Origin of the sequence: Pedobacter sp. UBA5917, from assembly GCF_002432345.1 — a bacterium.
Classification (GTDB): Bacteria; Bacteroidota; Bacteroidia; order Sphingobacteriales; family Sphingobacteriaceae; genus Pedobacter.
In genome coordinates this window covers 1-11,952 of sequence record NZ_DJDT01000024.1, presented here as the reverse complement: position 1 = coordinate 11,952, position 11,952 = coordinate 1, and the positions used below count along the sequence as shown (strand labels likewise).

The window sequence follows — 11,952 nt, the reverse complement described above, 5'->3', positions numbered from 1 at the left end:
TGCCATGTTTAAATTGGCTGGTTTTTTGGCTAAAAGTGCTTCATCTACCACTGCAAAATCAGCAAGCGACCCTTGGTTACCGCCAATGCCCCCGGTCATTCCGAAAACCTCATCACCAACTTTGAACCGCGTAACATCAGCGCCTATAGCGGTTATTTTGCCGGCTAGATCCATTCCCAATACTGCCGGCAGTGGTTGTTTGGCATGTTCGGCATTTCCTGACCAGATTTTGGTATCCAGTGGATTAATCCCGCTGGCATGAATTTCTACCTTAACCTGATCGGCCCCGATTTCGGGAAGGGAAATTGTTTTTTTAATAAATTTTCCACCGGCCTGTTCTAAAACCAGTGCTTCGGTTGTGTTATTTTCTATGGTATTCATTTTTTGTTTTTAATTGATTAGGCAAATTTCTACAACTTATTGATATTTTTTGTTGTATATTTTTGATATGTAGTTGTATTTTTGTGCCATGAAAAAAGATCATTTATACGAACCTTACGAGCTTGCCGTAACTGAAATGATTGATGAATGTCCACGTGGCATCCATACGCATACATTTTTTGAATTTGTTTACGTAATCGAAGGAGCGGGCTTTCAATATATTAACGGCGATGGTTTTGCGTATAAACCGGGCCATTTGTTTTTACTGGCTCCCGATGATCACCACACTTTTGAGATCGGCACAAGGAGCCGCTTTTTCTTTATCAGGTTTAATGCAGCTTATTTAAAAAACAATATGGCGGCAAAGGAGCTGATTAACAGGCTCGAGATGATTTTACGGAATGTAAGCAAACAATCGGGCTGTATTTTAAAACGGGAAGAAGATAAACAGGTAATCCAGACGATTATGGAGCTGATTATAAATGAACACGAAAGGCGTGATCTTTTTCACAAAGAAGTGCTGGATCAGTATATCAATACTTTATTGGTGATTGTATCGAGGAACATTTCACTTACCCTGCCCGAAAGTATGGACGAAAACAGTGATAACAGGGCCTTAGATATTTTAAATTATATCCAGCGGAATATTGTCGATCCCGAAAAACTCAAAGCCGAGCACATTGGCCATACTTTTGGTATAGCCGAGGCTTATCTGGGCAGGTATTTTAAAAGGCATACCGGAGCGGGCTTTCAGGATTATATCATGAATTACAAATTAAAACAGGTAGAGAATAAATTGCTCCACAGTGCCATGCATATTTCCGAAATTGCCGACCAATTTGGTTTTACCGATAAAAGCCATTTAAGCAGGGCTTTTAAAAAACATACTGGCTTTAACCCGACCGAATTCCGGAAAAACTATCTGGAAACTGTAAAAGGAACGTTGGTTTAGCCAATCGTGAGCGTTAAAAATTAGGTTTTGCGTGCCGTGGTTATGATTAGATTTATGGATCTACTGCCAGTTTGTATCCTATTTTTTTAATGGCCTGGATCCTGATCCTGGGATCGGCCCGGAGATAAGTTCTCAGTCTGGATATAAAAACATCAAGGCTGCGACCGTTCAGATCGGGATTATCCTGCCCCGACTTTTCAATTAACAGATCCCTTGGGATAACCGTACCCACATTTAATGCAAGTTGCTGCAGGATAACGCATTCGCGGTATGATAATTTTTTAATTACACCCATTCTGCTAAGCTCCTGCCTCATGTAATTCAACTTAAACTCACCAAAAACATAATGTTCTCTGGTAACAGGAGCCCTGAGAAGTGCACGTATACGTAAAATCAGTTCTTCAACCATGAAGGGTTTTTTCAGATAGTCGTTAGCACCCGTTTCAAATCCGGCCGTTACATCCCTGATATGGGTTTTTGCGGTAACAAAAATAATCGGAATGTGGTTGGCTGCGCTTTTTAACAATTGGGCAAGGCTGATGCCGCTCATCCCCGGCAGCATTACATCCAAAATAATAATATCGGGCTTTGTAACACGGAAATGTGATAGGGCTGCGGTTGGATTGTTAAAATGATCAACCTCAAAACCGTTAAAACGCAAACTCTCCGATACAATCAGTGCCATATCACTTTCATCTTCTACATATAATACCTTCATAATAAGAGTTTAGGTTTAATTAATTGGAATGCTGACAGTAAAAGTAGAGCCGGCTTCTGTACTCTCCAGTTTGATGGTACCATTATGTAGCCTGATTATCCGCGCAACATAGCTAAGGCCAAGGCCAAAACCTTTAGATTCTACACGATTATCTTTTACCCTGAAAAAACGCCCAAATATCTTTTTGTGGTATCTTTTGTCTATACCAATGCCGTTATCGGTAATCGAACATTGCCATTGCCGAGTTGTGATCCTGCTGGATATTGATATCCTTTTTTCCTGCAAAGAATATTTGATGGCATTTTCGATCAGGTTGCTCAGGGAATTTGAAATGTGTACGGCATCCAGGTTAATGATCTGTATACCTGGTTTGCGATCGTACTGGATATTGATATTGTTTTCCTGTCCGGCGTATTTGTAAATTACCGATTCGATGAGTCTGTTTACATCTACCGGGCATTTTTGTATCTCCATTTTCCCCGATTCTAAGATCGACTGGTCGAGGATACGGTCTATCAGCGCCGAGAGATGGGAAAGCTCATATCCAGAAATATCCAGATATTTTTGGGTGCGGTAGCGGTCTTCCAGCACACCATATTTTTTTAGGGCTTCTACCGCAACTTGCGCAGTACCCAAAGGGGTTCTGAGTTCGTGCATCAGTGTATCCACAAACTCGGTTTTAATGGCAGACATTCTCCTCTGCTGAAATATGATCCTTAACATATAAATGAGCGAACCTGTTGTTACAAATATGAGCAGTAGAGAGTAACCGAACTGCCATTCTACTTTTTTCATGAGGTAGCTGGTAGGGGCAAGCGGCATAAAACCAAGCAGGTGGTCGCCATAGTTTGGGCTGGTTTCAATTCCTGCATTACCAATTATCTGTGGTGCAGGGGTTAATATTGCAGGCTCTGCTATTGTAGTTGCTTCCGAAAAGGCTCCGGTTGCAGGTAGGGTTAGTTTTTTACTCCCACGTATCTCCTTTAACCGGCCAGTAAGGCTATCGGGCACAGCTTCCCCTAAAATAACCGCTCCGCTATCGGGTTGGTAGTAGTTAAACTTGGTAGAAAACAGGGGTTGCGAACGATAATACCGGTAATCCTGTAAAAGCCAGTAACCCTGTGTAAGGATCAAACCTAGGGTACTGAGCGAGATTACGCCCAATATAAGGGGTAAGCGTTTATTCATTCTGATTAGTTTAGTACAGCAAAGTTAAACCATGTGCCTGTGTAAATTTTGGGGCTTAACTAACTTTAACATTTCGTTACATTCATTAACAATCGCGGTAATGATATTTGCACTGTATCAGGAAAAGGAATGTTTTTAGCAGAAACAAAACGCCCCCCGAACTGATGCAACACATATTAACAAACCATCAGATGAAAAAAACGAAGAGTCCATTACATTGGATGCCAGCCACCATTTTAATTGTTTCAATAACTTTTTTATTTAATGCCTGTAAGAAAAAAAGCAGCGATGAAGATTCAAAAGACAAGAAACCGAGGGTAACTTTTTATAACTCGGCCCTCTCATCAAAAAACCTCGATTTATATTTCGGGGCCAAAAAAGTAAGCACAACAGGTTTTGTATTCGGTAAACAGATTGATTATAAAGATTATGAAGCTGTACAATATAAGATTGAGGTTACAGATGAAAATTCGAACCAGCTGATAAGCGGAGATTACCTGACCTTAAAAGCAGGATTATCTTATTCCGTATTTGTTTCCGGTATTTATCCCAGTCTGAAATTTGTTAAACAGGAGGATAATTTTAATCCGGTCGATCCCGAAAAGGCCAAAATCAGGTTGGTACATTTAAGTCCTGATGCAATGAATATTGATCTTCATCTGAATGGTGTACTTTTTGGCCAGATAAATGCCGTTTCCTACAAAGATGCAAGCAGTTTTATCCCCCTCGAATCGTCGGATGCGTATCATTTTGAAATAGTGGAAAGCGGAACAGGGAAAGTGCTGGCCGATTTGGGACAGGTAAGCATTAAAAAAGGTAAAATTTATACCATTTGTGCCACGGGATTAAAAAACGGGGGCGCAGCGAATGAAAAACTCAAGTTATCGCTCATACCTAATAACTAGATAAGGCCTATTAAAGGTATTTTTAATCACAGATAAGCAGAGACTTATATTTATTTAAATCTTTTCTATTTACCGGTTGTTAAATATTGAAAATGAACAAAGGCATTTTGCCTGTGGCCGGATGTTTGTTCTATTTACATTTTAATTTTTGTGGATGAGGGATATACAGTTAATTCGGAACCAAATGGCCGGTAGCGACGTGGCCATACATTTAAATAACGCAGGGGCGGCACTGATGCCCAAAACGGTAGCCAATGCCATACGTAATTATATCACAGAGGAAGAAATGTTCGGAGGTTATGAAACTGCCGACCGTAAAAGGGCCGAAATTGATCTTTTTTATAGCTATGGTGCACAGTTGCTAAACTGCAAAAGCCAAAATATTGCTTTTACCACCAATGCCACCGATAGTTACAACAGGGCATTATCATCAATTCCTTTTAAAACGGGGGATGTTATTTTGGTTAGCGAAAATGATTATCCATCTAATTTTATTGTGCTCCTGTCGCTACAGCAACGCTTTGGTGTCGTGATTGTGCGCGTAGCCAATACCGCAACCGGCGAAATTGATCTCTGTGATCTGGAAGAGAAAATCCGCAAACACCAGCCACGTTTACTTTCGGTAACGCATATTCCAACCAGTTCGGGCCTGGTACAACCGGTGGAAGAAATCGGAAGGATCGTTAAAAAATACGATACCCTTTATTTACTCGATGCCTGCCAATCGTTAGGGCAGCTAAATGTTGATGCCATTACTACCGGAGCCGATTTTATCAGCGGAACTTTCCGTAAGTTTCTGCGCGGGCCAAGGGGCGCAGGGATTTTATATGTATCGGATAAGGCGCTGGAAGCAGGGTTTGAACCCCTGTTTATTGACTTACGTGGGGCCGAGTGGGTAGAAGAAAATAAATATATCCCGCGGAAAGATGCCAAACGTTTCGAAGACTGGGAAACCGCTTATGCGTTGATGATGGGCAGCAGCGAAGCATTAAAGTATTTATTCGAAATCGGTATCGATCAGATCGAATCGCGGAACAGCCATTTAATGCAGGTTTTAAAAAGTGGATTATCTGAAATTGATTTTATCAAACTTCAGGATAGGGGAAAGCAGCAAAGCAACATCCTTACGTTTAGCTGCAACAAACGATCGCAAACAGATACTAAAAAATACTTTACCGATCACAACATCAATATTTATACTACACCCAAAACGGCCGCGATTATCGATTTTGCTGAAAAAAATGTAGAGTGGGTAGTTAGGGTATCACCGCATTACTACAATACCGAAACTGAATTAGAAAAATTTATTCAGGTTGTAGAAAAACTTTAAATATTGGTATAAAGGTTTAATAGTCAGTTTAATTTTTTACCATATAAGACATTTAAGGTTCATGTAAGATCACGTGTTTTTATTCTTGTATGATAAAAAACTAAGATGTTTTCAGGTGGCTAAGGCGGTAAATGAAACAGTGTTGTCTTTGTTTTTTATCACCGCCTCAGTCACTTAATTACAAGGCATAGATAGGACCTTATTCCAATTTCTACAAGTTAAGAGCCAGTTGTTTTATACTGTTTTGATCAGATTGTTATCTGCTTTATATAATTGCTGCCTACGCCTGTATATCATATAAACTGCAACGGCAATTAAAGCCAAAATACCTTCTGCAGCCACTACTTTTCTAACTTCGAGATATTCGGTAACAACACCAATAATTAAACTGCCAATTGGGATTACCCCTAAATACGACATTACAAAATAACTTACTGCCCGGCCCCTCATTTCGGGAGGTACATGCATCTGGATATAGGTGTTGATTGACGAAATCTGCGCAATCATCCCAGCGCCGCTAAGCACCATACCCAACAACGTGATCAGTAGATTTTGCGAAACTGCAACCAGGAGCACGCCGCTGCCAAAAACCAGGCTTGATACAATGGTAATCTGTACCAACCTGCCCGGACCTTTAAGCTGTGCCATAAACACTGCACTGATAACCGAACCTGCACCTATGGCACTCTCGAACAAACTGAAGGTGCCTGCGTTTCCATGGTATATCTCTTTGGCAAAAATAGGTACCAATGTAGTAAACGGGATTACCATTAAGCTGCTGGCAGCCAACAAACCGATTAAGCCTATTATTTCTTTATCCGAAGTGATGTAATTTAAGCCTTCTTTTAAACCATTCCATATATTCTGCTCAAATTTCGGGGTGGCCTGTATACTGAGCCTCATCAACCCTAAACATATCAGTACCGGGATATAACTGACGAAATTGCTGATGAAGCAGAAGTCTTCGCCAAAAGTACTCAGGAGTATGCCTGCAATGGCCGGACCAACAATACGTGCCAGGTTGGTCATTGTCGAATTTAGCGCAATGGCATTGGGCAGGTCGGCTTTATCATCCACCATTTCTACCATTAACGATTGCCTGCAGGTTACCTCAAAAGCATCGCTCATGCCTTGTATCAGCGTAAGTAAAATAATCAGCCAAACATTGTTTACCTTAAAATAAACAATAGCAGCCAGTGTTCCCGCCTGCACCATCGCAATCCGCTGCAGTACATTTATAATTTTGAAACGGTTATGCCTGTCGATATAGCTGCCCGCATACGGTGATAAAATCAGCGTAGGAATTAAACTCACAAAACTCACAATGCCCAAAAATAATGATGAGCCCGTAAGTCTGTAAACCAACCAGATTACTGCTGTTTTTTGAATCCAGTTGCCAAGTAGTGATATAGACTGGCCATAGAAAAATAGTTTGAAATTTTTGTGTTTAAAGGATCTGAAAGTGTCCATGGGTATCGGTACAAAAGATTTATTATTTTTTGCTTTTGTTACCACAAAGTTCAGTTGTATTGATTAATTTGTAAAACGTTAATTTTCTATTAAACCAATCGGTAATAACGATCAATTATGGAGCTCAGACAACTGCGTTATTTTATTAAGGCCAAAGAACTGCAGAATTTTACAGAGGCCGCCGCCCAGCTTTTTATAAGTCAGAGTACACTTTCGCAACAGATCAAACAACTGGAAGACGAACTGGGTACACCACTGTTTAACCGAATCGGTAAGCATATTTACACTACCGAAGCCGGAAATCTATTTTATAGTTATGCGCTGCAGTGTTTAAATAAAGCCAATGATGGTTATCAGCTTTTAAAAGATTTAAGTAAGTTGCAAACCGGTACCCTGGTTATCGGTACATCTTATGGATTAAGGCACATCCTAACGCCTGCTTTGGTTAAATTCCATCAAAAGTACCCAAAGGTAGTTATTCAGGTCTTATTTGGTACTTCGAGCGAGATGATCGATAGGCTCTGCAGGTTCGAACTGGATATTGTAATGACTTTTGATGAGGTAGAAAGCCGAAAAGAATTAAAGTACCGGCCTTTATTTGAGTCTACTCTAGGTTTTATCGTTACAAAGGATTCGCCTTTGGCCAAAAAGAAAAGTATCTCATTGCAGGAAATAAAACAGCTAAAACTGGCTTTGCCCGCTAAAGGATTCAGTACCCGCAATTTTGTGGATGAAATTTTCGTGCAGCATCAAATCACTCCCCAGGTTAGTTTGGAGATAAATGATATACCAACCCTGCTGGAACTTGTTGGTACCGGGCATTGGAATACCATACTTACCAATACCTCGGTCAGTAACCAAAGCCACCTCGTTTCTGTGCCGATAAGTAAGGTGAAAAACCCGCAACATGCGGTGTTGATTTCTTTAACCGATGTTTATGAAAAGCAAGCGGTTAAGGCCTTCTTAAAAATCCTGTCAGATTAAAATGAAATTAGAGATGAAAGATAGGTCTCGTTGGCCTCTTTAATTGATGCAGATGAAAAACAGGTTGTTAAGGTTTTTTTTTAAACCTTTAAGATTAAAATGAAATTAGAATACGGACGGAATAAGCCGATTATGTAGGCGATTTATTTTTATTTACCATCGCTTTACCGAAACTTAACAATCAGCAGTGTTTTTGTGCCAGTTTTAATATTAATATAAAACAAACTTGTTACATAACGTCTAATTGCTTAATACTGAGCGGATAGCTTTGGCGTAAAAATAGCGTTTATGAAACTAAATTTACCCAAAATTACCAGATGGCTACTTTCTGTGGTCATCATACTAACATGCGGCAGCTCTTTTGCCCAAAACAGCACCATTAAAGGAGTGGTGATTGATGAAACCAACCAAATCATTCCGGGAGTTAACATCCTTGTTAAAGGTACGCGGAAAAGCACAGCCACCGGTGTTAACGGCCGCTTTGCAATCGAAGCCACTAAAGGTCAGGTTTTAGTGTTCTCTTCTATCGGTTTTACCAGTACAGAAGTAGTTGTAGGCGATGAGCCTGATCTGTCTGTTAAATTAATGTCCAATTCCAATATCCTTACCGATGTGGTGGTGACCGCTTATGGCGTAAAAAAGGAAGTTAAAAAATTGGGCTATTCTGTTCAGGAAGTAAAAGGCGAAGACCTGATTAAGGCCCGCGATGCCAACCCCGTTAACTCATTGGCAGGTAAGGTGGCCGGCTTATCGGTTGGTGCCAGCGCCGAAATGTTCGGCAGGCCCGAACTGGTTCTGCGCGGTAGCAAGGATCTCTTGTTCGTGGTAGATGGTTCACCGATCAATTCCGATACATGGAACATCAGTCCGGATGATATTGAAACCTATTCTATTTTAAAAGGGCCAAATGCGGCTGCCTTATATGGCTCACGCGGTATTAATGGTGCCATTGTAATTACCACAAAAAAAGGAACCAAAGATAAAAAAGGATGGGAAGTAAACTTTAACAACAGTCTTGTACTCGATGGCTCATGGATCGCCGTTCCAGAAGCGCAAACAGAGTACGGCCGCGGTAATGGCTACCATTATGAATACCAGGCAAAAGATAATTCGAATGTTTATGTGCCGGCTCCGGATGCATTATACGATAATGCGAACCGTTTAGGCGAATATGGACCACGCTTCGAAGGACAGTTATTACGTCAGTATGATAGCCCTTACAATGCCTTAACCGGGGTAAGAACACCTACACCATGGTTGGCAAGGGGCGTAGATAATTATGATAATTTTGCACAACAGGGTTATACCAATACCAGTAACCTTGCTTTTAGCGCAACGGGCACCAACTACTCCACCCGTTTTTCTTACTCGCACCTGTACCAGAAAGGGATTTTTCCGAATACCGCGATAAATGCTGATAACTTTAACCTTAGCGCAAGTTATAACATCAATTCGAAGTTAACCATTGATGGAAATATCAATTTCAACAAACAGTACAGTAACAACATCCCCGAAGTTACTTATGGCCCGCAGAGTTATATCTATATGTTTAAAGTATACGGATCAGCTGATTATGATGTTCGCGACCTCGAAGATATTTACAAAGGTCCGCAGGGTGTGCCCGATCTGGTACAGTACGCACAGGAGTATGGCCGTTTAAATAACCCATGGTTCGTAGCCAAAAAATGGTTGCGCGGCCATGATAAAACCGATATTTACGCTTATTTAAGGTTAAACTATAAGATCAACAGCGATCTGGATGTAAGTTTACGCTCAACGGTAAGTACCTGGAACCAACATAAAACAGAGCAGGTTCCTTCGTCGGCCAACTTAAACAGTTATACCGGTATTATTGCCGATTATAGTTTTGGCTGGTATGGCGATTACCGTCAGGACGACCGTCAGTTATTTGAAAACAATACCGATGCTGCAGTTAACTACAACCACAAATTCGGTAAATTTACCGTATCAGGTTTGGTAGGAGGTAATGCACGTTCGTTTAAATACGATTCTTTTTACGGTACTACAAAAGCTTTGGCCTTACCTAACGTTTATATTTTATCGAATTCGATACAGGCACCTTTAGAGTATACCTGGAATTCGAGAATGCAGGTATACAGTGCCTATTATTCGTTCGATTTTGGTTTTGATAAATACCTTAACATCAATACCACCGGCCGTGTAGATAATCTTTCTACCCTGCCAAAAGCCAATAATACCTTCTTTTATCCTTCGGTTTCGGTATCTTCTGTAGTATCCGACTACATTAAGTTCCCTGAAGTAATTTCTTTTGTAAAATTACGTGCTTCGCTTGCCGATGTAAAAAACGCCCTAACACAGGCCAGTGTACCTGCTGCGGTTAGTTTGGTAACAGGTAACTCCATAAATACCTTTTTGGGTTACAGCAGCGATGTGTATACGCCTTATGATGGACCTAGTTATGCCAACCAGAACACGGCTTCATCGGCAACCTATTATAATGGTACCCCTTCGGTAGCGTTCTCAAATACACTTGCCAACGCTGCATTAAAACCTTATAACCGTTTATCTTATGAGTATGGTGCCGATATCCGTTTTTTTAAAAACCGTATCGCATTGGATGCAACCTATTTTGATACCGAAAATGGTCCGCAGATCTATCCCTATACCATTGCACCTTCAACGGGTTTTAGTGCACAGAACCTGAACGCGATTACAACCAAGCGTACAGGTTTTGAGTTGGCTTTAACTGCTGGCATAATAAAGAGCGCCGGTGGTTTTAACTGGGATCTGGGCATAAACTACGGTACTTTTAAAGAAACCTTAACTAAAGTATTGGAGAACGATAAATCGGTTACCACACTTGCCCTTGGTAACCACACGTATAAAATCGGCGACAGGCTGGATGAGGTATTCGGAACCAAATATCTGCGCGATGCAGCCGGAAACGTGGTGTATAAATCAGATGGAACTTTACTTACTGCAACAGGTGGTTTTCCACAAACTACAGGTTCGCTGGGCTTTTTAAATCCCGATTTTACCTTTGGTATCAGCAACAGGTTTGCTTATAAGAATTTTAGTTTAAGCTTTCAGTTTGATGGCCGTATCGGTGGTAAAATTTATGATTATAATTACTTTGCTACACGCCAGGGCGGAAGCGATCTATCAACCGTTACCGGTGTTGTTGGCGATGCCCGTTATGCCGAATGGTTATCAACCAAAACAGGTACCCAGGCGCCTACGCCGGCCCTTGTTGGTAACGAACTGGGTAGAGGTGTGGTGATTACAAGTGGTACACCAATATATGAGAATGGGGTAATTTCTAATTTGGATCAGCTAACTTTTGCGCCAAACAATAAACCTATACTGGTTCAAACATACCTGAACGGTACCATCAAAAATATTGACGAGGCCTGGATGATCAGCCGTTCATTTGCCAAACTCCGTGAGGTAACCATCAGTTATAACCTGCCTTCAAAATGGTTGAAAAAATCATTTATCAGAAATGCTACATTTTCGATCATTGGCCGCAACCTATTGTATTTCGCGGCGCGCAAAGATTTCGACATCGATCAATATGCCTCTGGATTTAATTCAAGCGACCGTTCTACGCAGAATAACAATGGTTTACAGAGTTCAACTACCCGTAAATACGGTTTCAATCTCAACGTTTCGTTTTAATCATTATTCTGATCAATCATAAAAATATAATATGAAAAAGATATTAAAAACTACAATTTCAGGCATTATGCTGGCAATTGTGGTTGCCGGCTGCCAGAAAGGCGATCTGGTATCAAACCCGAATGCCATTAATGCCGATGCCACCGTGCCGGTAAGTTTAATTTTAAACCACATTACCGCAAATTTTATCAAGGTAGAAGAAAAACCTTTTGATAAAGATGCCACCTATAACAAAAACGGATACAAGGCAGATCAGTACCTGGTATCCAATTACGATAAATACTGGAGCACCAACGATTATGGCTGGAGTTATAGCGACCATGCCTACGATATGCTGAAATACACCATACAGCTCGAAAATCAG

At 40.8% G+C, this 11,952-nt stretch carries 10 protein-coding genes; 6 read left to right on the top strand and 4 right to left on the bottom strand.

The features are described 5' to 3' along the window. Positions 1–381 (bottom strand): alcohol dehydrogenase catalytic domain-containing protein (locus tag B2V92_RS01810; RefSeq protein ID WP_293304300.1); only part of this gene is annotated, 381 nt, incomplete at its 3' end. A gap of 88 nt (positions 382–469) precedes the next feature. Between B2V92_RS01810 and B2V92_RS01805 the strand changes: the two genes are divergently transcribed. Continuing rightward, entirely contained in the window at positions 470–1,333 is an 864-nt protein-coding gene (locus B2V92_RS01805; protein WP_293304298.1) for an AraC family transcriptional regulator, read from the top strand. Between the two features lie 52 nt (positions 1,334–1,385). Here the strand turns inward: B2V92_RS01805 and B2V92_RS01800 are convergent, their stop codons facing one another. Next, positions 1,386–2,051, bottom strand: a complete 666-nt coding sequence (locus B2V92_RS01800; RefSeq protein WP_293304296.1) for a response regulator transcription factor — start codon at positions 2,049–2,051, stop codon at positions 1,386–1,388. Positions 2,052–2,066: 15 nt separating this feature from the next. After that, entirely contained in the window at positions 2,067–3,239 is a 1,173-nt protein-coding gene (locus B2V92_RS01795) for a sensor histidine kinase (protein ID WP_293304295.1), read from the bottom strand. Between the two features lie 191 nt (positions 3,240–3,430). Here B2V92_RS01795 and B2V92_RS01790 point away from each other — a divergent pair, with 191 nt between their 5' ends. Next, a complete protein-coding gene (locus B2V92_RS01790; RefSeq protein WP_293304293.1) occupies positions 3,431–4,144 on the top strand; it encodes a DUF4397 domain-containing protein in 714 nt (237 codons plus the stop codon). A gap of 184 nt (positions 4,145–4,328) precedes the next feature. Continuing rightward, a complete protein-coding gene (locus B2V92_RS01785; protein WP_293304291.1) occupies positions 4,329–5,474 on the top strand; it encodes an aminotransferase class V-fold PLP-dependent enzyme in 1,146 nt (381 codons plus the stop codon). A 234-nt stretch (positions 5,475–5,708) separates the two neighbouring features. On the opposite strand, the gene B2V92_RS01780 is transcribed toward B2V92_RS01785, so the two are convergent. After that, complete coding sequence (locus tag B2V92_RS01780) at positions 5,709–6,944, bottom strand: MFS transporter (RefSeq protein ID WP_293304289.1); 1,236 nt, start codon at positions 6,942–6,944, stop codon at positions 5,709–5,711. Between the two features lie 117 nt (positions 6,945–7,061). On the opposite strand from B2V92_RS01780, the gene B2V92_RS01775 reads away from it, so the two are divergent. From B2V92_RS01775 to B2V92_RS01765, 3 genes are all read left to right on the top strand, one after another. Further along, on the top strand, positions 7,062–7,928 hold the full coding sequence (locus B2V92_RS01775; protein ID WP_293304287.1) for a LysR substrate-binding domain-containing protein: 867 nt from the start codon (positions 7,062–7,064) through the stop codon (positions 7,926–7,928). Positions 7,929–8,216: 288 nt separating this feature from the next. Then, positions 8,217–11,588 carry a SusC/RagA family TonB-linked outer membrane protein gene (locus tag B2V92_RS01770; RefSeq protein ID WP_293304285.1) on the top strand — a complete coding sequence of 1,124 codons (3,372 nt, stop codon included), beginning with the start codon at positions 8,217–8,219 and terminating at the stop codon, positions 11,586–11,588. A 31-nt stretch (positions 11,589–11,619) separates the two neighbouring features. After that, a partial coding sequence (locus B2V92_RS01765; protein WP_293304283.1) for a hypothetical protein occupies positions 11,620–11,952 on the top strand: 333 nt, incomplete at its 3' end.

Coding starts and splice junctions, on each gene's coding strand:
- B2V92_RS01805 (WP_293304298.1), top strand. CDS start 470: ATGAAAAAAGATCATTTATACGAACCTTACGAGCTTGCCGTAACTGAA.
- B2V92_RS01800 (WP_293304296.1), bottom strand. CDS start 2,051: ATGAAGGTATTATATGTAGAAGATGAAAGTGATATGGCACTGATTGTA.
- B2V92_RS01795 (WP_293304295.1), bottom strand. CDS start 3,239: ATGAATAAACGCTTACCCCTTATATTGGGCGTAATCTCGCTCAGTACC.
- B2V92_RS01790 (WP_293304293.1), top strand. CDS start 3,431: ATGAAAAAAACGAAGAGTCCATTACATTGGATGCCAGCCACCATTTTA.
- B2V92_RS01785 (WP_293304291.1), top strand. CDS start 4,329: ATGGCCGGTAGCGACGTGGCCATACATTTAAATAACGCAGGGGCGGCA.
- B2V92_RS01780 (WP_293304289.1), bottom strand. CDS start 6,944: ATGGACACTTTCAGATCCTTTAAACACAAAAATTTCAAACTATTTTTC.
- B2V92_RS01775 (WP_293304287.1), top strand. CDS start 7,062: ATGGAGCTCAGACAACTGCGTTATTTTATTAAGGCCAAAGAACTGCAG.
- B2V92_RS01770 (WP_293304285.1), top strand. CDS start 8,217: ATGAAACTAAATTTACCCAAAATTACCAGATGGCTACTTTCTGTGGTC.